Here is a 20381-nt window from a genome sequence, read left to right on the forward strand (position 1 = left end):
CGTTCTAGTCTTGACCCCATGAGTCAGGAGCAGCTTCGCCATCCCATCCATTCCGGTCACCTCCTCGTGGGCGCGCTGAAGCGCCACAAAGACAAGCCGCTGCTGTATCTCGGCGACACCACGCTGACCGGCGGTCAGCTCGCCGACCGCATTACGCAGTACGTTCAGGCCTTCGAAGCGCTGGGCGCCGGCACCGGCGCCGCCGTCGGCCTGCTGTCGTTGAACCGGCCAGAGGTGCTGATGATCGTCGGCGCCGGGCAGACCCAGGGCTACCGCCGCACCGCACTACACCCTCTCGGCTCGCTGGACGACCACGCCTACGTGCTGACAGATGCGGGAGTCACGTCGCTGATCATCGACCCGAACCCGATGTTCACCGAACGCGCCCTCGGTCTGCTGGAACGCGTCGACTCGTTGAAGCAGATTCTGACGATCGGCCCGGTGCCCGACGCGCTGGCCGACGTGGCGGTGGACCTCAACGCCGAGGCCGACAAGTACCAGCCCCGCCCGCTGACGGCCGCGGAGTTGGCGCCCGACCACATCGTGGGCCTGACGTACACCGGCGGCACCACTGGCAAGCCGAAGGGCGTCATCATGACCTCGCAGACCACCACCACGATGACGTCGATCCAGCTGGCGGAGTGGGAATGGCCGGAGAATCCGCGGTTCCTCATGATCACCCCGCTGTCGCATGCCGGGGCAGCGTTTTTCTTGCCGACGGCGATCAAGGGCGGCGAGATGATCGTGCTGTCGAAGTTCGACCCCGCCGAGGTGCTTCGGGTCATCGAGGAGCAGCGCATCACCGCGACCATGGTGGTGCCGTCGATGCTGTATGCGCTTCTGGATCACCCGGATTCGCGCACCCGCGACCTGTCGTCGCTGGAAACCGTGTACTACGGCGCCTCGGCGATCAACCCGGTGCGGCTCAAGGAGGCGATCGACCGATTCGGACCGATTTTCGCGCAGTACTACGGCCAGTCCGAGGCGCCGATGGTGATCACCTACCTGCCCAAGGCCGACCACGACGAGAAGCGGCTCACCTCGTGTGGACGGCCGACGCTGTTCGCCCGCACTGCGCTCTTGGGCGAGGACGGCAAGCCGGTGCCGCAGGGCGAGGTCGGCGAAATCTGTGTCAGCGGACCGCTTTTGGCGGGCGGCTACTGGCAGCTTCCGGAGGCGACGGCTGAGACGTTCCGCGACGGCTGGTTGCACACTGGTGATCTGGCACGGGAGGACGAGGACGGGTTCTGGTACATCGTCGACCGGGTCAAGGACATGATCGTCACAGGCGGGTTCAACGTGTACCCGCGCGAAGTCGAGGACGTCGTTGCCGAGCACGAGGCGGTGGCGCAGGTGTGCGTGATCGGCACGCCGGACGACAAATGGGGCGAGGCCGTCACCGCGGTCGTTGTGCTGCGCGACGACGCGCCGCGCGACCAGGAGTCGATCACCCGGATGACCGCCGAGATCCAGGCTGCGGTCAAGGAGCGCAAGGGATCGGTGCAGTCGCCCAAGCAGGTCGTGGTGGTGGACGCGCTGCCGCTGACCGGGCTCGGCAAGCCGGACAAGAAGGCCGTGCGCGCCAAGTTCTGGGAGGGCGCGTCGCGCGCGGTCGGCTGAGCGTCGTGCACCGCGAATGTGGCGTCACGCCAGTCACTTTCGTAACTCGGCCGGGGCAATAGTCGTCGTGCCCGGCTCTTAGCGACAATCCCGGCGGGTAGCCGCCAGGCAAGGCCGATTGTCGCTAAGAGGCGGCCACATCGATCATCGCCCGCCTCAGCGACGGGTTCGACAGCACGACCGGTAGCGTGCCGAATATGACCCAAGAGCGAATTCGGCCGCCGTGGTGGCTGAAGCCGATGAACAAGGTCTTCATCGCCATGTCGAAGCTGGGCTTGAGCTTCGGCGGGGAAAGCCCAGTGGTGTTGACGGTGCCGGGCCGCAAGACCGGTAAGCCCCGATCCACACCCGTGACGCCGATGAACATCGACGGGAAACGCTATGTGGTGGGCGGCTTTCCGGGCGCCGACTGGGTAAAAAACGCGCGCGCGGCGGGCGAGGGCACGCTACAGCGCGGCCGTCGCACCGAGCGGGTTCGGCTGGTGGAGATGTCACCGGAAGAAGCGCGACCACTGCTGCGGGCGTTCCCGACCGAAGTCCCGACCGGAGTGAACTTCATGAAGAACGCCGGCCTGGTGAAAGACGGCCGTCCAGAGGAATTCGAAGCGCTTGCCGGCCGATGCGCGGTGTTCCGCTTCGACGCCGTCGGGTAGGAGCGAATTGCCTTGAGTCAGAATCCCTTTGACGCATCGCTGTGGCGGACGGTGCCCGGCTTCGACGACCTGACCGACATCACCTATCACCGGCACGTCGACGACGGCACGGTTCGGGTGGCGTTCAACAGGCCGGAGGTGCGCAACGCGTTCCGGCCGCACACCGTCGACGAGGTCTACAGGGCGTTGGACCACGCCCGCATGTCGCCGGACGTCGGCGTGGTGCTGCTCACCGGCAACGGGCCCTCCCCCAAGGACGGCGGATGGGCGTTCTGCTCCGGCGGCGATCAGCGCATCCGCGGCCGCACCGGCTATCAGTACGCCTCCGGTGAGACCGCCGACACCGTCGATCCGGCACGCGCCGGCCGGCTGCACATCCTCGAGGTGCAGCGGCTGATCCGGTTCATGCCGAAGGTGGTGATCTGCCTGGTGAGCGGCTGGGCGGCCGGCGGCGGGCACAGCTTGCACGTGGTGTGCGACCTGACGCTGGCCAGCCGCGAGCACGCCCGGTTCAAGCAGACCGACGCCGACGTGGGCAGCTTCGACGGCGGCTACGGGTCGGCTTATCTGGCCCGGCAGGTCGGGCAAAAGTTCGCCCGCGAGATCTTCTTCTTGGGCCGGCCCTACACCGCCGAGCAAATGCACCGGATGGGTGCGGTCAACGAGGTGGTCGACCATGCGGACCTGGAAACCGTCGGGCTGCAGTGGGCGAAGACGATCAACGCGAAATCGCCTCAGGCGCAACGGATGTTGAAGTTCGCGTTCAATCTGCTCGACGACGGCCTGGTAGGTCAGCAGCTGTTCGCCGGCGAGGCGACGCGGCTGGCGTACATGACCGACGAGGCCGTCGAGGGTCGAGACGCGTTCCTGGAGAAGCGAGACCCCGACTGGAGCCGCTTCCCACGCTACTTCTGACGCGATTTCGGTGCGATTCCAGGCGCTGAGCGCACGTTTGCGCACCGAAATCGCGGGGGGCCGTAGGCTGCGGAGCGTGAATCCGATCCGGCGGTTCTCCCGGGCGATGGTGATGGCCGGCATGCGGCCGCCGATCGCCGAACAACTGCTCCTGCACCTGCCATCCGCCGAAACCGTGCATCTGGGCGGCAAACGCGTGCTGATCACCGGCGCCTCCTCCGGTATCGGTGAGGCGGCCGCCGAGTTGTTCGCCCAAGCCGGCGCGAGCCTTGTGGTGGTCGCCCGGCGCAAGGACCTGCTGGACGCGGTGGCGCAGCGCATTGTCGGCCGCGGCGGTCAGGCCATCGCACTGCCCTGCGACCTATCCAACATGGAGGCCATCGACGAGCTGGTGGCCGCGGTCGACGACCGGCTCGGCGGCGTCGACATCCTGGTCAACAACGCCGGACGCTCGATCCGCCGCCCGCTCGCCGAGTCGCTGGACCGCTGGCATGACGTGGAGCGCACCATGACGCTGAATTACTATGCCCCGCTTCGGCTTATCCGTGGGCTGGCGCCGGGCATGCTGGCTCGCGGCGACGGCCACATCATCAACGTCGCGACGTGGGGTGTGTTCAGCGAGGCGTCACCGCTGTTCGCGGTGTACAACGCGTCCAAGGCTGCGTTGTCGTCGGTGAGTCGCGTGATCGAGACCGAATGGTCCGGCCGGGGCGTGGCGTCGACGACGCTGTACTACCCATTGGTCGCGACGCCGATGATCGCGCCCACCAAGGAGTATCAGGGGCTGCCGGCGCTGACGCCTCACGAGGCCGCGGAGTGGATGATCACGGCCGCGCACCGGCGACCGGTGCGAATCGCGCCGCGGATGTCGCTGTTCAGCCGGGCGCTCGACCTCATGAGCCCCGAGCTGGTCACCGCGATGATGAAGCGGCAGCGTGTTCAGCCGAACCCAGTGGCGTGATAGACACGACAACCATGGAGATTCTGGCCAGCCGGATGCTCATCCGTCCCGCCGACTACCAGCGGTCACTCGAGTTCTACCGCGACGCAATCGGGCTGGCTATTTGGCGTGAATATGGCGCCGGCACAGTGTTTTTCGCAGGCCAATCTCTCATCGAGCTGGCCGGCCACGGCCGCGACGACGACGGCGGCACATTTCCGGTTGCGCTCTGGCTGCAAGTCCGCGACGTTTACGCCACCCAGAGTGAACTGCAAGGCCGGGGCATCTCTATCGCCCGCGAGGCGCGCCAGGAGCCGTGGGGACTGCACGAGATGCATGTCGTCGATCCCGACGGCATCACGCTGATCTTCGTACAGGTGCCGCCCGAGCATCCGCTGCGCCGCGACGTCCGCGGCTGACTACCGCCCCGGCTATCTGTCGCGCGGGCCCGCTTGCGTCGGCGCGACGATCCCGTGGTCGTAAGCGAAGACGATCGCCGGGTTCCGCGCTTTGGAGCCACGACAGCGCCGCGAGTGGCCCACCGCTGCACTCACCGTCGATGCGACCGGCACCCCGGCCGGACTTCGTCACGTGCTTCGCCATACGGCACCGACGGAATCTGCACCTGTGTGTGATCGCTTCGACGGCTGCAGACGGAGTTGGTGACCACACTCACCGCTTCCTTCGACGACGCGCCGGCGGCCCTTCGCGAGCACTGCCACGGCGACGCGATCAAGACCATCCTGACCGCATGAATGGCCTTGCCTCACAACGCTAATCCGGCAACGGCCGCCGATGCAGCAGTGTCAGCGCGCCGCGGCAGCCAACGGCCAGCCGACCGAGGCCAGCCGCGACGCGACCTGGTTGACCTCGTCGGGATTCGGCTCCTTCTCGGTGATCTCCCGAATGGCGCGCTGAATCTGCTCACTCGTCACGGGCGTATCGGAGTCGGCCTGCTTGAGGATCGCCTGGGCAGCCCGCACGACTTCGTCCTCGCTCAAAGAGCGCTTGAGCAACGCCAGCAGCGGGAAGTAGTCCTTCGGCGGAACGCCGTCCGGATAGCCCTTACGGAGCCAGGTCAACACACACTCGAAGAAGCTTTCGGCCATTGCGGTTGCGCTCATTTCCTCGGCAGGAACGGGAACAGGTCGACTCCAAAGTGGTGAAGGATCATCCCTCGGGTGATCCACAAGATCCCGACGACGATCACCGCCGCAACAAGCAGGAACAGCGCCACGCCGACGGCCTTCAGGGCTGGATTAGTTTGCCGCACAACACCGTCGGCGTCGGCGCCAGCGGTCCCAGCCGAATAGGCCGCCAGCCCGACAGCGAAGATTGCCGGCAGCCCGGCGCCGAGAAGCAGTCCCACGACGAGCACCCGCAGAATGCTCTCCACGTATTGCATCAGCCGTTCCCCATCTCACACGATCGGTTATTTTGGCGCCGCAATGTCGGTCTGGTGAACCTCGACGGGCATCTGGCGAACTTCCGCGGGCACCACCGAATTCGTCGCGGTATCCCAGTCGGCGTTGACGTTGGTGTGGTCGACCTTCTGCTGCTGAGCGCGCCGCCAGATGTAGAACGACGCACCGACGAGGATCAGGAAGATGACGATGTCACCCCACAGCGGCGAGCTGAACCCGGTGATCCCGTGCGAAATCCAAAACGTCAGTGCGCCAACCACTCCCGCCGCTGGCAGCGTCAGCAGCCAAGCTACGGCCATCCGTCCGGCGACAGCCCACCGCACCTGAGCTCCCGGCTTTCCGACGCCGCTGCCCAGAATCGAGCCCGTCGCCACATGGGTGGTCGACAAGGCCATTCCGGCGGCGCTGGAACTGAGGATGATCGCCGCTGACGACGCCTCGGCGGCAAGGCCTTGCGGGGACTCGAGTTCCACCAGACCCTTGCCCAAGGTCCGGATCACCCGCCATCCGCCGATGTAGGTGCCCAGTCCGATCGCCACGGCACAGCTCGCGACAATCCAGAACGGCAGTCCGTCCTTCTTGACGTCGCCGGTCAGGTGCCCGGTGGTGATCAACGCCAGGGCAATCACACCCATCGTCTTCTGCGCGTCGTTCGTGCCGTGCGACAGAGCCACCAGCGAGGCCGTCGCGATCTGGCCCCACCGGAACCCTTCTTCGCGTCGGCTCTTCAGGACCTGGCGTGTGATCCGGTACACCAGCCACGTCGCGGCGGCCGCCACGATTCCCGCTATGACGGGCGCGGCGACGGCCGGGATCAAGACCTTCTGCGTGATGCCGCTCCAGTTGACGCCGCCGACGCCGATCGCCGCGAGGCCCGCTCCGATCAGCCCGCCGAACAGTGCGTGCGAGGAACTCGACGGAATGCCGAACAACCACGTGAACAGGTTCCACAGGATTCCGCCGATCAGCCCGGCGAAGATGATGGTCAGCCCCGTCGACGGGTCGATTCCAGCCAGTAGGTGGCCGGTCTTGGCGTCCTGGATCTTCAGCACCTGGGTGGTGACGGTGGCCGCCACCTCGACTGACAAGAATGCGCCCACGAGGTTGAGCACCCCGGCGAGCAGAACTGCCACCTTGGGTTTCAGAGCGCCGGTGGCAATCGACGTCGCCATCGCGTTGCCGGTGTCGTGGAATCCGTTGGTGAAGTCGAACACGAGTGCCGTCGCGACGAGCAACCCCAAGATCAGCAACTCCGCGCTCATGGCGCCCATTCTGCTGGCACGGAGGCTGATTCACACAAACTCCGTGGATAGCGCAACTCGTGTCGAGCAGGGAGTTTGCTCTGACCTGCGAGGAGTTCACCGATTATTCACCTGGCGGATGCGGTGTGTTGGGGCGTGCAGCCGATCCGGGGCTGGTCGCGTTCTCCGCTCTACGATCGAATCAACCAAACCGTGCGGGCGGACGTCGAGGAGAGGTGGCGCAGTGAACCGATTCCTCAGCGCGATCGCGTCGTGGCTGCGCGCGGGATATCCCGAGGGCATGCCCGCCACCGACTACATGCCGGTGCTCGCCCTGCTGTCGCGTCGCCTCACCACCGACGAGGTGAAAGCTGTCGCCGCCGACTTGATGAAGCGCGGTGATTTCGACCACATCGACATCGGCGTGGCCATCACCGGCATCACCGACGAACTGCCGTCGCCCGACGACGTGGAGCGCGTGCGTCAGCGCCTCGCCGTCGGTGGCTGGCCGCTGGACGATCCGAGAGACAGCGAGGACACCGGATAGCCACCCTGCACACGCTCGAGATTCCCGCCGGCGCCGAGGTTTCGCGTGTGCTGCCCGCGGTGGAGCAGATGCTGACCGGCCGCACCCAGGCACTGCTGCCCGTGCCGACCTGGAGCCCACGTGAATCTTCCTTGCTGACAACGTCTTTGCGGGCCGGCGAACCGATCGACGACGACGTGGCGCTGGTGGTTGCGACGTCAGGCACGACGGGTGTCCCGAAGGGCGCGATGCTGACCGCAGCGGCACTGCGCGCCAGCGCGTCTGCTGCACACGCGCGCCTGGGCGGTACCGGTCGTTGGCTATTGGCATTGCCGGCGCACCACATCGCCGGCATGCAGGTTTTGATCCGCAGCGCGCTCGCCGGCACCACGCCGGTGGTGCTCGACGTCTCCGGCGGTTTCGACGTCTCACTGCTGCCCGCCGCGGTGCAGGCGTTGGGTAGCGGTCGACGCTACGCGTCGTTGGTGGCAACCCAATTGGCAAAGGTGCTCGACGACCCGGCGGCGACCGGCGCACTGGCTGAGTTCGACGCGGTGCTGATCGGCGGCGGGCCGCTCCCTCCTCCGCTGGCGGAAAAAGCTCGTGGCGCAGGCATTCACGTGGTGCGCACCTACGGAATGAGCGAGACCGCCGGCGGCTGCGTCTATGACGGGGTGCCGCTGGACGGGGTGCGGATGCGGATCGACGATGCGCGAGTGGTGCTCGGTGGCGCCACGTTGGCCAAGGGGTACCGCAATCCGCCCTCGGGTGCTGACCCGTTCGCCGAACCGGGCTGGTTCCGCACCGACGACGCGGGCAGCATCGACGCCGACGGTGTGCTCACCGTGTACGGCCGGCTCGACGAGGGCATCAGCACGGGCGGGCTGACCGTGCAGCCACAGGTGGTCGAGGCCGTGATGTCAAGCCATCCGGCGGTGGCGCAGTGCGCGGTGTTCGGCGTACCCGACCCTCGCCTGGGCGAGCGGGTGGTCGCCGCGGTGGTGCCTGCGGCAAATCGTCAGCCGCCGACGCTGCAGGAGCTGCGGGCGTTCGTCGGCGCCTCATTGGACAGCACTGCCGCGCCGCGTGAGCTGCATATCGTCGACGAGCTGCCGCTGCGCGGAATCGGCAAGGTGGACAGGCGGGCGCTGGCCGGACGGTTCTCCCGGTGATCTGCCCATAGGGTGGGCGTCGTGAAAGTGCGCAGCGAGGCGGTCGCGGTACCGCTGGCCGTCGCGCTGGTGACAGCCGCGTTCGTCGTGCCGCACCTGCATCTCGGCGTCGTCACGCCGCTGATCCGCTCGTCACCCGACCGAATCCACCAATTCGCCGATACCGCACCGATATTCGGATGGTGGAACACCCACGTGGGATGGGGCACACCCGTCGCGGTGCTGATCGGCGTGCTTGCCGTCGCGTGCGGACCCACTGTCGCCCAACGCCTGCCGTGGCGAGCGCTGCCGGTTGTCGCGTGGGCGACGTCAGCGGCGTGGGCTTTCGCGCTGGCCATGGTCGACGGCTGGAAGCGCGGCTTTGCCGGCCGGTTGACCGCCCAGCACGAATACCTGCGTCAAGTGCCGTCCGTAACCGACATCCCGGCGGCACTGCGCAGTTTCGCCCGTCGCATCCCCGACTTCCAGCCCGACTCCTGGATCACCCACGTCTCCGGCCATCCGCCGGGTGCGCTGCTGACGTTCGTCTGGCTGGACCGCATCGGGCTGGGCGGCGGCGGCTGGGCCGGCACCTTGTGCCTGCTCACCGGATCCAGCGCGGCCGCGGCGATCGTCGTGACGCTGCGGGCCGTCGACGGCGAAGCCACCGCCCGGCTCGCCGCGCCGTTCGTGGCGGTCGCACCGACCGCCATCTGGGTTGCCGTGTCAGCCGACGGCTATTTCGCGGGAGTTGCCGCATGGGGCCTTGCGCTGCTGGCCCTGGCCGTCAGCCGAAGCGTCCGGCTGCCCGCCGTGGCCGCCGCCGGTGCCGGTCTGCTGCTGGGCTGGGCGGTCTTCTTGAACTACGGCCTGGCACTGATCGCAGTCCTGGCGGTGGCTGTGCTCTTCACCGCCGATCGACGTCGCGACGCGTTCACAGCGCTGGCCGTCGCGATACCCGCTGCGCTGATGGTCGTCGGTGTCTTCGCGTGGGCAGGCTTTTGGTGGTTCGACGGCTACACCTTTGTGCAGCAACGTTATTGGCAAGGCATTGCGAATGACCGACCGTTTCAGTACTGGAGCTGGGCCAATCTGGCGTCGGTGGTGTGCGCGATCGGTCTGGGCAGTGTCGCGGGAGTCAGCAAGGTCTTCGATCTCACGGCGATCCGCCGCCGCCGCGGTATTCACCTTCTGGTGTTGGCCTCACTCACCGCGATTGCGTGCGCGGACTTGTCGATGCTGAGCAAGGCTGAAACCGAACGCATCTGGCTGCCGTTCACGATGTGGCTGACAGCGGCGCCGGCACTGCTGCCGCAGCGGTCACATCGCTGGTGGCTGGCCGCCAACGTCGTCGGTGCGTTGGTGCTCAACCACGTCATCTACACGAACTGGTAAGAAATTCGTCTCCGGAAAAACGGTGCCGCTGCCCGCAGACCGGAGTAGACGAGAGACATGGCCGACGACAGTCCGCCGACAGGACGCCGGTGGCGCAGTCCCCTTCGCGGCCCATGGCTGACCTCGGTCCTGGGCCTGGTGCTGTTGGTCGCCCTGCCGGTCGTCATCCTCACCGGTTTGTTGTCCTACATCGCGTACGGCCCGCAGTACGGACAGGCCATCCCCGCCGACGTGGGATGGCTGAAACTGCCGACGTTCGACTGGCCCACTCAACCGGCATGGCTGTACCGGCTCACCCAGGGAGTGCACGTCGGGCTTGGACTCGTGCTCATCCCCGTGGTGCTGGCCAAACTGTGGTCGGTGATCCCGAAGCTTTTCGTCTGGCCACCGAGTCGGTCGATAGCCCAAATGCTGGAACGGGTTTCGCTGCTCATGCTCGTCGGCGGCATCTTGTTCGAGCTTGCCACCGGTGTGCTGAACATCCAATACGACTACATCTTCGGCTTCAGCTTCTACACCGCGCACTACTTCGGCGCATGGGTGTTCATCGTCGGCTTCCTGATGCACATCACATTGAAGGTTCCGCGCATGCTCAGCGGTGTGCGTGCCATCCCAGTGCGAGAAGTGTTGCGCACCAAACGCTCTGACACACAGCCAGAGCCGCCCGATCCCGACGGACTGGTGGCCGCCGATCCGGCACCGGCGACGGTGAGCCGCCGCGGTGCGTTGGCACTGGTGGGTGGCGGGGCGCTGGCCATGGCCGCGATCACCGCCGGGCAGACCGTCGGCGGCTGGACCCGCCATTCGGCGTTGCTGCTCCCACGCGGGCGCGACCACGGATCGGGGCCCAACGATTTTCAAGTCAACCGGACCGCATTCGCGGCAGCGATCAGCCCCGAGAGCACCGGCGAGCGGTGGCGACTCAGGCTGACCGGTGGAACCGCTCCGGTGACGCTGGACCGCGATGCACTGGCCGCCATGGCGCAACACACCGCACGGCTGCCGATCGCGTGCGTCGAAGGCTGGTCGACCACCGAAACATGGAGCGGCGTGCGGCTGCGTGACCTGGCCGCGCTCGCCGGCGTGCCGACGCCGCGGCTGGCGCGGGTGACGTCGTTGGAACGCTTCGGCGCATTCAATCGCGCTGTGCTGCAGCGCAACCAGGTGCTCGACCCCGATTCGCTACTGGCGCTGCGGGTCAACGGTGCGGAGTTGTCGGCGGACCACGGATATCCGGCGCGGATCGTCGTTCCCGCACTGCCCGGCGTCCACAACACCAAGTGGGTGGCGTCCATCGAGTTCGAGCCCCAACCGTGACCACCGCCCGCGGCCTGCTGGCCCGCTACCGCACGTTCTACGGGTCGCATCCGTTGCACCTGCTGACCATGCTGGCCGGGTTCGCCGCGCTGGCTTACGTCATCGCCGTGATGAAACCGCAGACACTGTGGAACCCGCACGTGTGGTGGCAGTCGATCGCGGTGTGGTTCGCAGCCGCCGTCGTCGGACACGACCTGGTGTTGTTTCCGCTGTACTCGTTGGCCGACCGACTCTTGACGTTGCCCGATCGGCGGCTGCCGAAAGCTTCTGTGCCCGTGGTGAACCACCTTCGCATGCCCCTGCTCGGCGCGGCGCTGACCCTGCTGGTGTTCCTGCCCGGAATCATCGAGCAGGGTGCCGCCACGTACCAGGCTGCCACCGGTCAGACGCAGCAGCCGTTTCTGGGCAGGTGGCTGTTGTTGTGTGCGGCGATGTTCGCTAGTAGCGCGGGCTGCTACGCGATCCGGCTGGTGCGGGTCCGACGGCGAGGCTCGCCACCACCCGTCGATCCACCCGATGAATTTCGATGACCGACATCCCGACGAGCTCGGCCAGCCGGGCGGCGCTGTCGACGCCGACGGACGCCCAGCGAAACCACGGCCCGACCGCCCGCGCGGACTCCAGCCGCACCCAGCCGCGGTGCACGCCCGTTGCGGCGCTGTCGAATTCGACCAGGCACCGCCCACCCTCCCGCAGCAGCTGACGGGCCCGCGCAAGGATCCGCCCCGGGTCGCCGTCCAGGCCGATGTTGCCGTCGGCGAGCAGCACGGTGTGCCAGCGGCCGGTGGCCGGCAATGGCGCGAACATGTCGCGGCGTAGTGCCGGCGCGCCTCGGCGCCGCGCGAGCCGCACTGCGGTGGCCGACTGGTCCACACCGAGCGCTGGGATGCCGCGGCGCATCAGCTGGGCCACCAATCGCCCTGGGCCGCAGCCTAAATCGAGGGTAGGGCCGTCACACAGGCCGACTACCGCGCGGTCGAAGGCATCGTCGGCCCCGCGCCCGCCCAGCCAGCTGCGCACCGGAAGCAGGTGCACGCGACCGTCGTCGTGGCGAACCCAGCACCGTTCACCGCTCAGCGCCAGTTCGTAGAGGTTGCCCAGCACGTCACAGCCCTTGGGTGATCTTGGCAAACCGCGATTCGGATGCGCACTGCTCTCGCACCGCGGCCACGTCGTCGATGGTGTCGACGTCGCGCAGTTCGTCGACAAGCACCACGTTGATTCCGGTGTCGCGCAAGGCGCGAAGCGTGATCGCACCCGTGTCGGGTTGCGACATCGGCACCGCGCGCAGCACGTCCGCCTCGATGGGCGAGTGCACCCCGAGCACCCACCAGCCGCCGTCGATCGCCATTCCGAGCACGGCAGGCGCGGCCAGCAGCGCGTCAGCGCAGCGGGAAAGCAACCCCGCCGTGACTTGCGGGGTGTCCATGCCGATCTGCAGCACGGGCCGCGGTCCAGCCGCGGTGGCGGCATCGGCGTGGGCGTTGGCCAGCCGGTCGCCGAAATCGGTACCGCGTTGCGGAACGACGATGAAAGAGCTCAGCGCCGAACGTATCTCGTCGGCCATCACCGCGGTGTCGAGATCACCCGTCAACGCGACCACACGACTGGCCACCGGCGCTGCCGCGACGGCGTCGAGCGTGTCCAGCAACGCGGCCGCAGCGATCTGTGCTGCCGCCTGTGCACCCACCGCCTCGGCCAGTCGAGTCTTGGCCTGCCCGGGTGTGGGCGCCTTCGCGACGACCAGCACCGTCACCGGAAGCGTCATGAGATCGCCCGCCAGAAGTCGACGGCCGCCACGAGGCTGCCACGCGCGGACCCGCTGACTTTCGACTTCCCGCCGGTACGGGGGCCGTAGCCGACGTCGCGCTCCACCACGCGCCAGCCGGCCTGTGCTGCCCGCACCAGTAGCTCCACCGGATATCCCGACCGGCGGTCCTCGACGCCGAGTCGCAGCAGCGCGTCGCGGCGGGCCACTCGCATCGGCGCGATGTCGTGTATCGGCAGCCCATAGCGGGTCCGCAGCCGCCAGCTCACCGCGGCGGTGCCCAGCCTCGCATGCCAGGGCCAGCGCAACCCGCGCACCGGGCGCCGACGTCCGATCACCATGTCGGCGCCCCGCTCGAGTTCGGCGACCATCAGCGGCAGCTCCGCCGGATCCAGCGAGCCGTCGGCGTCCAGCACCGCCACGATCGGCGTCGTCGCCGCGACGACGCCCGCGTGCACTGCCGAGCCGTACCCCGGCCGTGGTTCCGTGACCACCCGAGCGCCGTGGCTGCGCGCCACATCGGCGGTTTCGTCAGTGCTGTTGTTGTCGACCACCAGAGCCTGATAACCCGGCGGAATTCTCGCCAACACGCCCGGCAGGGACGCCGCTTCGTTCAAGCACGGCAGCACCACCGTCACCGAACAGTCGGGCATGTGTGCCGAGGTTAGTCACGCCGGTGTCCGCCGCTGCGCGGGCAGGGGTGACGAATCAATGACATCGCCGCAGGTCGTTCCCGTTTCCGACTAACCTCGGGGCTGTGGCCGCACGGGTACTGATCGCCGACGACGACACCGTCGTCCGTGACGTCGTGCGGCGCTATCTCGAGCGCGACGGCCTGGACGTCACCGTCGCCGGGGACGGGACCGAGGCGCTGCGGGTGCTGGGCACCCAGCGGATCGACGTCGCGGTGCTCGACGTGATGATGCCCGGCCCAAACGGGATGGCGCTGTGCCGCACCTTGCGCAGCGGCGGGGGCTACCCGATCCCGGTGATCCTGCTGACCGCGCTGGGTGAGGAAGACGACCGCATCGCGGGCCTGGAGGCAGGCGCCGACGACTACGTCACCAAACCGTTCAGCCCTCGAGAACTCGCGCTGCGGGTGCGCTCCGTGCTGCGCCGGGCCCCGGCTCCAGGCTCTGCGGTGCCGATGGAGATCACCGCCGACGGGCTCAAGGTGGTTACTGCCGCGCGGTCGGTGTACGTCGACGGGCGCAAGGTGAACCTGACCAACCGTGAGTTCGACCTGCTGCTGTTCCTGCTGACCCACCCGGACACCGTGTTCACCCGCGAGGAACTGCTCAAGCGGGTGTGGCGCTGGGAGTTCGGCGACCTGTCGACCGTGACCGTGCACGTGAAGAGGCTGCGTACGAAACTCGGTGCGCGACATCGTGTTCAGACCGTGTGGGGGCGCGGGTACATGTGGGGCGAACCGCATGCCGACACATGATCTGGTACAGATCGCCGGCTGGGCGCTGGGCTGCACGGTGCCCGTCGTGGTGGCCGGTTGGCTGGTGATCCGGCTGGCGCGGTCGTGGTCGCTGGCCGTCAGCATGGTGGTGCTGGTGCTCATCCCGACGCTCGCGACGTTGGCAGGCGTATTGGGCGCCTCGGGCTTCATGATCACGCAGACGTTCCGGCAGATAGCCGTGGTGCTGCTGATCGTCGCGGTGGTCACCATCCCGGCGGCGGTGATGCTGGCCCGGTTCCAGGCCCGAAGAACGGTGTGGGAGAGACAGATTCGCGACTCCGAGCGGTCCTCGGAGGAGTCGCGGCGGCAGCTGGTGGCGTTCGTCAGCCACGACCTGCGCACGCCGCTGGCCGGCATCCGCGCGGTCGCCGAGGCGCTGGCTGACGGCGTGGTGCCGCCGCGAGAAATCCGCGAGCACGCCAGACACATTGAGCAAGAGTCGATTCGGCTGTCGGAGATGGTCGACGACCTGTTCGAGATGTCGAAGATCAACGCCGGCGCCGTGCAGCTGACGCAGGAGCGGGTGGCACTCGACGAGGTGGTCGACGACGTGCTGGCCGCGCACAAGATCGCCGCGGAACGTGCCGGCGTGGCGTTGCAGGCGACGCTGCCCGCCGAGCCGGTCCGGGTGATCGGCAGCGACCGCGCGTTGGTGCGCGTGCTGTCGAATCTGGTGGCGAACGCAATCGCGCACACGCCGGCGGGCGGCACCGTGAAGCTGGCGCTCGGCGCCGACGAGAACGGTGCGTTCGCCCGCGTCGACGACACCGGCGTGGGCATCGACGAGGCCGACCTTCCGCGGGTGTTCGACGTGGCGTACCGGGGCTCCAACGGACGGGTGCCGCGCAGCGACCCATCGCTGCCGAGCGGTTCTGGTCTGGGGTTGGCGATCGCGGCCGGGTTGGTGCAGGCGCATCACGGCACGCTCTCGGCGCACAATCTCGGCACGGGCGCACGATTCGAGGTCAGGTTGCCGCTCGCGGCAGATCGCTGAGCCAGCCGTTTGTCAGGCGCGCAGCGGCGCCGTTGCAAAGGCACGAATGCCGTCCGCTGGGCGGACGCGGGCAGTGAACCCGAGCAGGTCGCGCGCCCGGGTGGGGTCGGCGACGATGTGGCGGACGTCCCCGCTGCGGTACTGGCCCGTGACCACGGGCGCCGGCCCGCCGCTTGCACTGCACAGCAGTTCGGCCACCTGCAGAATCGAGATGGGTTGTCCTGAGCAGACATTCGCGGCGGTGAACCACTGCGCGCCCACCCGGCGGACGGCCGCCGCATTGGCTGCTGCGACGTCGTCGACGTGGACGAAGTCGCGCATCTGGGCACCGTCTTCGAAAACCTTTGGAGCATCTCCTTTTTCGAGTGCCGACCGGAAGATCGCCGCGACCCCCGAATACGGCGTGTCTCGTGGCATGCCCGGGCCGTACACGTTGTGGTAGCGCAGCGCGATCACCGATCCGCCGGTCGCCTCGCTCCAGGCCAGTGCGTAATGCTCCTGCGCGGTCTTGCTGGCGGCATAAAGGCTGCGCGGCCGCAGCGGCGCGTCCTCGTCCACCAGTCGCCACTGCAGATCCTCGCCGCCGAGTGGGCAGCGGTGCTCGAACATGCCGGCGTCCATATCTTCGCGGCGCCGCGGCGGCGGCTCGACCGGCCCGTGGACCGGGCAGTCGTAGCGGCCCTGTCCGTACACCACCATCGACGAGGCAAGCACCAGCCGCGAACACCCCGCGGCGTACATCTGGGCCAGCAGCACGGTGGTGGCGTAGTCATTGTGGCTGCCGTACGCCGGGGCGTCGGCGGCGTTCACGCCGGCGCCCACCATGGCGGCCTGATGGCACACCACGTCGACACCTACCAGCAAGCTCGCCAGCGCGTCGGCGTCGCGGACGTCCACGCGATGACAGCCGGGCGGCGGCTGACTGCTCGGCGCGTGGGCGGCCGGAAGCATCACGTCCACACCCACGACCTCGTGGCCGTCGGCGCTGAGCGCATCGGCCACCCGCGTCCCGATGAACCCGGCCGCGCCGGTCACGAGCACCTTCATGGCAGCTCGAAGGGAAGCGACACGCCCTCATGCGGCAAGCAATGGGTACAGGTGCGCTCGCTGTGCACCGCACTGATGACGTCGAGCACCACTTGCTTGAACGGCCCCAGGTTTCGCTGGAACTCGGCGAACACGTCGACCGCGCGCACCCCGGATCCGACGTCGATACCGGCGTCCAGATCGGTGACCAAAGCGATTGCCGCGTAACATATTTCGAGTTCACGGGCCAACACCGCCTCCGGATACCCGGTCATGTTCACCAGCTCGAAGCCCTGGCTCGCGAACCACCGGCTCTCGGCACGGGTGGAAAACCGAGGACCCTGGACCACCACCATCGTCGCGCCGTCGGTGATCCCGGGCGCCAACGCCGCCTGCCGCAGCGTCGGGCAGTACGGGTCGGCGAAGGTGACGTGAATACCGCCGGAATCGAAGTAGGTGTCGGCGCGGCCGGACGTGCGGTCGACGAGCTGATCGGGCACCACCATCGCACCCGGGCCGAGCTCACGGCTCAGGCTGCCGACCGCGCACGGCCCGAAGACCCGCCGCACACCCAGCGCGCGCAACGCCCACATGTTGGCGCGGTACGGCACCGCATGCGGCGAAAACTCGTGGCGCACGCCGTGGCGCGGCAGAAACGCCACCTCATGGTGAGCGACCTCGCCGATGGTGATCGGCGCGCTGGGCGGCCCGTACGGGGTGTCCATCTCGACGCTGCGGGCGTCGTCGTCGAAGAACGTGTAGAAGCCGCTGCCTCCGATCACGCCGATCATTGGCCCATTCAAACAGCATGCGACTATCGACGCTGTGGCCAGCGTGGCGCAGTGGATCGAGGGAGCGCGTCCCCGTACGTTGCCCAACGCCGTCGCGCCGGTGATCGCCGGGACCGGGGCGGCCGCATGGCTGCACGCCGCGGTGTGGTGGAAGGCGCTGCTGGCGCTCCTGGTGGCGGTCGCGATGACCGTCGGGGTCAACTTCGCCAACGACTACTCCGACGGCATCCGCGGCACCGACGACGAGCGCGCGGGACCGCTGCGACTGGTCGGATCACGGCTTGCGACACCGAGATCGGTGCGGGCGGCCGCCGCGGTGAGCCTGACCGTCGCCGCAGCCGCAGGTCTGGCACTGGCCCTCACCAGCGCGCCGTGGCTGATCGCGGTCGGCGCGCTGTGCGTCGCGGGTGCCTGGCTGTATACGGGCGGCTCAAATCCGTACGGATACCGCGGCTTCGGCGAGCTGGCGGTGTTCGTGTTCTTCGGGTTGGTCGCGGTATTGGGCACGCAGTACGTGCAGGCGCTTCGCGTGGACTGGGTGGGCGTGGTGCTGGCGGTGGCGACGGGCTCGCTGTCGTCGGCAGTGCTCGTCGCCAACAACCTGCGCGACATCCCCACTGACGCGCGCACCGGAAAGGTCACGCTGGCGGTGCGGCTCGGCGATGCCCGCACCCGGGTGTTCTATCAAGTGCTGCTCGGTGCCGCGGCTGTCGCAACGTTGGGCCTGACGGCCGCAACCCCGTGGGCTGCGGGTGGTTTCATCGCTGCGCCGCTGGCGTGGCGGGCCGCGGCCCCGGTGCGGCGCGGCCGCGGTGGACGCCAATTGATTCCGGTGCTGCGCGACACCGGGCTCACGATGCTGGTGTGGTCGGCGGCCGTCGCACTGGCGCTGACACTGGCGGCGCCGCCGACGTGATCAGGCGGCCGACGTCCCCGTCCAGTATTCGACGAAGCGCCCGTCGGCGATCCGCAAGATGTCGTTGCCGGTGAACGCGACGCTTCCGTCGCCGCCACGACCGACCCATCGCGCAGCCAGCAGCTCACCGTCGACCAGCGGACCCACCTCGATGTCGAACGTCAAGTCCGGCATCATTTCTCGCGTCTCGTCCACGATCGCCTGCAGCTCCGATGGCCCGTGGATGTCACGCCCCGGCCAGTGGCCCACGAAGTCGTCGGACACCAACTCGGCGGCGACCGGCTTCCCCGACCACAATTCCTCGATCCACCTCTGGTACAACGATTGTGCGCTCATACACCCGATCTTAAAGAGCCGCGTCGGTTCGGCGCGTCGGCGTCGTCGGGTCAGGATGGGCCGCGGCGATCAGCCGAATTGCAGCCACCAGTCGTGTAGCGCAGCCATGTCGGGTCCCTGACCACTGCCCAGCATCAGGTCCTCGTTGCGGGTCCAGATGACATCCGAGTCGCCCTTGTATCTGCCGCACGCCACCTGGCCCTCGACCTTGTCCGGCGTGGACGTGTAGTGCCACGTGGTGGGCGAGGGCGTGTCGCTGCCGGGGCACGTCAGCAGCTCTTCGTCTTCTTTCATCGCGCTCTCGAAATGCCGGTCAAGGCTTGCCTGGTCACCGAACAACGAATAGCGGGCGACGGCGGGCCCGCCCGGCTTGGAGTTCTGTTCACAGTCGACCGTGGCCAAGGCATCCGCGACGGGAGTGACCGGCTTGCAGGTTCCCGGGTCGTAGCCCGGCGGCAGAAGCGTCATCAGCTTGGCGATCGGCCCGCCCTGACCGGTGGTCGACGGTGCGGTCCGGCTGGTGGTCCGCGTCTTCGTACTGGTCGTAGTGGTCGGCGACGTCGTAGTGGTCGTCGAGGTGTCGTCGTTGCTCTTGAGCAACTTCGGGATCAGCAGGATGGCCACCACGGCGACGATCACCACGACGACGAGCGCGACGATGCCGAGGATGATCGGTGTCCAGTTGCGTTGGGGCGGCTGGGCCGACGGCATCGGTCCCGACGGCGGCGGCTGCCACGGCGGTCCCCCCGGCGGGCCGCCGGGACCCATGGGACCGGTGGGTCCCCAGCCGCCAGGTCCCCAGCCGCCCGGTCCCGAAGGTGGAGGAGGCTGGTACGGCGGCTGAGACGATGCGGCCGCAAACGGCGGCGGCGTCGGCGGCGGAGTCTGCGAGCCCTGCGGCGGCACCGCAGGCGGCGGCGTCGAGAAGCTGGGCGGCGGCGTCGCAAAGCCGGCCGGAGTTGTCGGCGGGACTGCGGCCGGTATGGTGGCCGCCCCGCTTCGCGCCAGGATGGTCTCGGCTTGGTCCTTGTCACGGCTGGCGAGCGCTTCGTGCGCCGCCATCGCGAGGTCGCCCGCGGTGGCATACCGATCTTTCGGGTCTTTCGCCATGCCGCGGGCGATCACGTCGTCGAACGCCGCGGGTATGCCGGGGCGCACCACGCTGGGCCGGGGAATCGGATGCATCAGGTGTGCGGTGATGACCACGCTGACGCTGTCGGCCGGATACGGCTGCGCCCCCGTCAGGCACTCGTGCAACACGCATGCCAGCGCGTAGATGTCGGCGCGGTAGGTCACCTCCGAGTTGGTGAACCGCTCAGGCGCCATGTACGCGTACGTCCCCACCGCGGTGCCCAGTTCGGTGAGCTTCTCGTCGGTCGTGGCGTTGGCGATGCCGAAATCCACCAGATACGCGAAGTCGTCCCGAGTGATCAGAATGTTTTCCGGCTTGACGTCGCGGTGCATGATGCCACTCTCGTGGGCGGCGTCGAGCGCGGACGCGACCTGACGAATGATGGCCACCGCACGCGCCGGCGTCAGGGGCCCGTAGCGGACCAGCATCTTGCGCAGGTCCGTGCCGTCGATGTAGCGCATGTCGACGTAGAGCACCCCGTCGATTTCGCCGTAGTCGTGAATCGGAACCACATGCGGTTCCTGCAACCGGCCCGCCGAATGCGCTTCGCGCTGAAGGCGTTTGCGGAACACCGGGTCGTGAGTCATGGCCGACGGCAGCAACTTCAGCGCCACGGTCCGGTCCTTACGAGTGTCTTCGGCCTCGTACACCTCGCCCATGCCGCCACGCCCGAGCAACCGTCTCAAGTGATAGTGACCGAAGTCGGTTCCCACCCGCGAGTCGGTGTCACTCATTGGTCTTCCTCACCCTCCCGCGGGCCGCATCACG

Annotated in this window: 23 protein-coding genes; 13 read left to right on the forward strand and 10 right to left on the reverse strand. The window is 68.0% G+C overall.

What is annotated here, in order from left to right:
• The first annotated feature begins 18 nt into the window (after positions 1 to 18).
• The 5 genes from fadD8 (at position 19) to AC5Y4N_RS06550 (ending at position 4547) form a co-directional block, all read left to right on the forward strand.
• Positions 19 to 1620 (forward strand): fatty-acid--CoA ligase FadD8, encoded by a 1602-nt coding sequence (gene fadD8, locus AC5Y4N_RS06530; RefSeq protein WP_499905890.1) that lies wholly within the window; start codon positions 19 to 21, stop codon positions 1618 to 1620.
• 197 nt (positions 1621 to 1817) lie between these two features.
• Positions 1818 to 2273: a nitroreductase family deazaflavin-dependent oxidoreductase gene (locus AC5Y4N_RS06535; protein WP_499905888.1), complete on the forward strand. Its 456-nt coding sequence runs from the start codon at positions 1818 to 1820 to the stop codon at positions 2271 to 2273.
• 12 nt (positions 2274 to 2285) lie between these two features.
• Entirely contained in the window at positions 2286 to 3188 is a 903-nt protein-coding gene (locus AC5Y4N_RS06540) for a 1,4-dihydroxy-2-naphthoyl-CoA synthase (protein ID WP_499905885.1), read from the forward strand.
• Between the two features lie 106 nt (positions 3189 to 3294).
• Positions 3295 to 4149 carry an SDR family oxidoreductase gene (locus AC5Y4N_RS06545; RefSeq protein WP_499906351.1) on the forward strand — a complete coding sequence of 285 codons (855 nt, stop codon included), beginning with the start codon at positions 3295 to 3297 and terminating at the stop codon, positions 4147 to 4149.
• 14 nt (positions 4150 to 4163) lie between these two features.
• Positions 4164 to 4547, forward strand: coding sequence for a VOC family protein (locus AC5Y4N_RS06550; RefSeq protein ID WP_499906349.1), 384 nt, complete (start codon positions 4164 to 4166; stop codon positions 4545 to 4547).
• Between the two features lie 387 nt (positions 4548 to 4934).
• Here AC5Y4N_RS06550 and AC5Y4N_RS06555 read toward each other — a convergent pair whose 3' ends face one another.
• The 3 genes from AC5Y4N_RS06555 to AC5Y4N_RS06565 are packed head-to-tail and all read right to left on the reverse strand — an operon-like array spanning position 4935 to position 6814.
• The gene (locus AC5Y4N_RS06555) at positions 4935 to 5252 is read right to left on the reverse strand and encodes a DUF3349 domain-containing protein (protein ID WP_499905883.1); all 318 of its coding nucleotides are present in this window, start codon (positions 5250 to 5252) and stop codon (positions 4935 to 4937) included.
• Entirely contained in the window at positions 5249 to 5533 is a 285-nt protein-coding gene (locus tag AC5Y4N_RS06560) for a hypothetical protein (protein WP_499905879.1), read from the reverse strand. Before AC5Y4N_RS06560 ends, AC5Y4N_RS06555 begins: the two co-directional genes overlap by 4 nt.
• A gap of 27 nt (positions 5534 to 5560) precedes the next feature.
• The gene (locus AC5Y4N_RS06565) at positions 5561 to 6814 is read right to left on the reverse strand and encodes an inorganic phosphate transporter (RefSeq protein WP_499905876.1); all 1254 of its coding nucleotides are present in this window, start codon (positions 6812 to 6814) and stop codon (positions 5561 to 5563) included.
• Positions 6815 to 7037: 223 nt separating this feature from the next.
• Between AC5Y4N_RS06565 and AC5Y4N_RS06570 the strand changes: the two genes are divergently transcribed.
• From AC5Y4N_RS06570 to AC5Y4N_RS06590, 5 genes are all read left to right on the forward strand, one after another.
• Complete coding sequence (locus AC5Y4N_RS06570) at positions 7038 to 7340, forward strand: DUF3349 domain-containing protein (protein WP_499905873.1); 303 nt, start codon at positions 7038 to 7040, stop codon at positions 7338 to 7340.
• 47 nt (positions 7341 to 7387) lie between these two features.
• Positions 7388 to 8491, forward strand: a complete 1104-nt coding sequence (menE, locus tag AC5Y4N_RS06575; RefSeq protein ID WP_499905870.1) for an o-succinylbenzoate--CoA ligase — start codon at positions 7388 to 7390, stop codon at positions 8489 to 8491.
• A 21-nt stretch (positions 8492 to 8512) separates the two neighbouring features.
• On the forward strand, positions 8513 to 9865 hold the full coding sequence (locus tag AC5Y4N_RS06580) for a hypothetical protein (protein ID WP_499905868.1): 1353 nt from the start codon (positions 8513 to 8515) through the stop codon (positions 9863 to 9865).
• Between the two features lie 57 nt (positions 9866 to 9922).
• Positions 9923 to 11182 carry a molybdopterin-dependent oxidoreductase gene (locus AC5Y4N_RS06585; protein WP_499905865.1) on the forward strand — a complete coding sequence of 420 codons (1260 nt, stop codon included), beginning with the start codon at positions 9923 to 9925 and terminating at the stop codon, positions 11180 to 11182.
• 68 nt (positions 11183 to 11250) lie between these two features.
• On the forward strand, positions 11251 to 11712 hold the full coding sequence (locus tag AC5Y4N_RS06590; protein ID WP_499906347.1) for a hypothetical protein: 462 nt from the start codon (positions 11251 to 11253) through the stop codon (positions 11710 to 11712).
• On the opposite strand, the gene AC5Y4N_RS06595 is transcribed toward AC5Y4N_RS06590, so the two are convergent.
• Genes AC5Y4N_RS06595 through AC5Y4N_RS06605 form a run of 3 tightly spaced genes read right to left on the reverse strand, consistent with a single transcriptional unit; the run spans position 11621 to position 13603 of the window.
• Positions 11621 to 12286, reverse strand: a complete 666-nt coding sequence (locus AC5Y4N_RS06595) for a methyltransferase domain-containing protein (protein WP_499905860.1) — start codon at positions 12284 to 12286, stop codon at positions 11621 to 11623. The genes AC5Y4N_RS06590 and AC5Y4N_RS06595 overlap by 92 nt on opposite strands.
• Before the next feature lies 1 nt (position 12287).
• Complete coding sequence (locus tag AC5Y4N_RS06600) at positions 12288 to 12950, reverse strand: TIGR04282 family arsenosugar biosynthesis glycosyltransferase (RefSeq protein ID WP_499905858.1); 663 nt, start codon at positions 12948 to 12950, stop codon at positions 12288 to 12290.
• The gene (locus tag AC5Y4N_RS06605; protein WP_499905856.1) at positions 12947 to 13603 is read right to left on the reverse strand and encodes a glycosyltransferase family 2 protein; all 657 of its coding nucleotides are present in this window, start codon (positions 13601 to 13603) and stop codon (positions 12947 to 12949) included. Before AC5Y4N_RS06605 ends, AC5Y4N_RS06600 begins: the two co-directional genes overlap by 4 nt.
• 104 nt (positions 13604 to 13707) lie before the next feature.
• Between AC5Y4N_RS06605 and AC5Y4N_RS06610 the strand changes: the two genes are divergently transcribed.
• Complete coding sequence (locus tag AC5Y4N_RS06610) at positions 13708 to 14397, forward strand: response regulator transcription factor (RefSeq protein WP_499905854.1); 690 nt, start codon at positions 13708 to 13710, stop codon at positions 14395 to 14397.
• Positions 14384 to 15412: a sensor histidine kinase gene (locus AC5Y4N_RS06615; protein ID WP_499905852.1), complete on the forward strand. Its 1029-nt coding sequence runs from the start codon at positions 14384 to 14386 to the stop codon at positions 15410 to 15412. Before AC5Y4N_RS06610 ends, AC5Y4N_RS06615 begins: the two co-directional genes overlap by 14 nt.
• Before the next feature lie 12 nt (positions 15413 to 15424).
• On the opposite strand, the gene AC5Y4N_RS06620 is transcribed toward AC5Y4N_RS06615, so the two are convergent.
• Both AC5Y4N_RS06620 and AC5Y4N_RS06625 read right to left on the reverse strand, forming a co-directional pair.
• The gene (locus tag AC5Y4N_RS06620; protein WP_499905850.1) at positions 15425 to 16459 is read right to left on the reverse strand and encodes an NAD-dependent epimerase/dehydratase family protein; all 1035 of its coding nucleotides are present in this window, start codon (positions 16457 to 16459) and stop codon (positions 15425 to 15427) included.
• Complete coding sequence (locus AC5Y4N_RS06625; protein WP_499905847.1) at positions 16456 to 17229, reverse strand: S-methyl-5'-thioadenosine phosphorylase; 774 nt, start codon at positions 17227 to 17229, stop codon at positions 16456 to 16458. Before AC5Y4N_RS06625 ends, AC5Y4N_RS06620 begins: the two co-directional genes overlap by 4 nt.
• Positions 17230 to 17263: 34 nt before the next feature.
• On the opposite strand from AC5Y4N_RS06625, the gene AC5Y4N_RS06630 reads away from it, so the two are divergent.
• A complete protein-coding gene (locus AC5Y4N_RS06630) occupies positions 17264 to 18145 on the forward strand; it encodes a 1,4-dihydroxy-2-naphthoate polyprenyltransferase (protein WP_499905845.1) in 882 nt (293 codons plus the stop codon).
• Here the strand turns inward: AC5Y4N_RS06630 and AC5Y4N_RS06635 are convergent, their stop codons facing one another.
• Both AC5Y4N_RS06635 and AC5Y4N_RS06640 read right to left on the reverse strand, forming a co-directional pair.
• The gene (locus AC5Y4N_RS06635; RefSeq protein ID WP_499905842.1) at positions 18146 to 18481 is read right to left on the reverse strand and encodes an ester cyclase; all 336 of its coding nucleotides are present in this window, start codon (positions 18479 to 18481) and stop codon (positions 18146 to 18148) included. It lies immediately after the preceding gene.
• 69 nt (positions 18482 to 18550) lie between these two features.
• Positions 18551 to 20347: a serine/threonine-protein kinase gene (locus tag AC5Y4N_RS06640; RefSeq protein WP_499905840.1), complete on the reverse strand. Its 1797-nt coding sequence runs from the start codon at positions 20345 to 20347 to the stop codon at positions 18551 to 18553.
• Between the last annotated feature and the right edge of the window lie 34 nt (positions 20348 to 20381).

The sequence above is a fragment of the Mycobacterium sp. NGS19 genome (genome assembly GCF_059813155.1).

What these genes read in the sequence shown, in the direction of transcription:
- AC5Y4N_RS06585 (WP_499905865.1), top strand. Translation starts at nt 9,923, where the DNA reads ATGGCCGACGACAGTCCGCCGACAGGACGCCGGTGGCGCAGTCCCCTT.
- AC5Y4N_RS06555 (WP_499905883.1), bottom strand. Translation starts at nt 5,252, where the DNA reads ATGAGCGCAACCGCAATGGCCGAAAGCTTCTTCGAGTGTGTGTTGACC.
- AC5Y4N_RS06625 (WP_499905847.1), bottom strand. Translation starts at nt 17,229, where the DNA reads ATGATCGGCGTGATCGGAGGCAGCGGCTTCTACACGTTCTTCGACGAC.
- AC5Y4N_RS06600 (WP_499905858.1), bottom strand. Translation starts at nt 12,950, where the DNA reads ATGACGCTTCCGGTGACGGTGCTGGTCGTCGCGAAGGCGCCCACACCC.
- AC5Y4N_RS06550 (WP_499906349.1), top strand. Translation starts at nt 4,164, where the DNA reads ATGGAGATTCTGGCCAGCCGGATGCTCATCCGTCCCGCCGACTACCAG.
- AC5Y4N_RS06565 (WP_499905876.1), bottom strand. Translation starts at nt 6,814, where the DNA reads ATGAGCGCGGAGTTGCTGATCTTGGGGTTGCTCGTCGCGACGGCACTC.
- AC5Y4N_RS06640 (WP_499905840.1), bottom strand. Translation starts at nt 20,347, where the DNA reads ATGAGTGACACCGACTCGCGGGTGGGAACCGACTTCGGTCACTATCAC.
- AC5Y4N_RS06535 (WP_499905888.1), top strand. Translation starts at nt 1,818, where the DNA reads ATGACCCAAGAGCGAATTCGGCCGCCGTGGTGGCTGAAGCCGATGAAC.
- AC5Y4N_RS06590 (WP_499906347.1), top strand. Translation starts at nt 11,251, where the DNA reads ATGCTGGCCGGGTTCGCCGCGCTGGCTTACGTCATCGCCGTGATGAAA.
- AC5Y4N_RS06545 (WP_499906351.1), top strand. Translation starts at nt 3,295, where the DNA reads ATGGTGATGGCCGGCATGCGGCCGCCGATCGCCGAACAACTGCTCCTG.
- AC5Y4N_RS06605 (WP_499905856.1), bottom strand. Translation starts at nt 13,603, where the DNA reads ATGCCCGACTGTTCGGTGACGGTGGTGCTGCCGTGCTTGAACGAAGCG.
- AC5Y4N_RS06635 (WP_499905842.1), bottom strand. Translation starts at nt 18,481, where the DNA reads ATGAGCGCACAATCGTTGTACCAGAGGTGGATCGAGGAATTGTGGTCG.
- AC5Y4N_RS06560 (WP_499905879.1), bottom strand. Translation starts at nt 5,533, where the DNA reads ATGCAATACGTGGAGAGCATTCTGCGGGTGCTCGTCGTGGGACTGCTT.
- AC5Y4N_RS06620 (WP_499905850.1), bottom strand. Translation starts at nt 16,459, where the DNA reads ATGAAGGTGCTCGTGACCGGCGCGGCCGGGTTCATCGGGACGCGGGTG.
- AC5Y4N_RS06615 (WP_499905852.1), top strand. Translation starts at nt 14,384, where the DNA reads ATGCCGACACATGATCTGGTACAGATCGCCGGCTGGGCGCTGGGCTGC.
- fadD8 (WP_499905890.1), top strand. Translation starts at nt 19, where the DNA reads ATGAGTCAGGAGCAGCTTCGCCATCCCATCCATTCCGGTCACCTCCTC.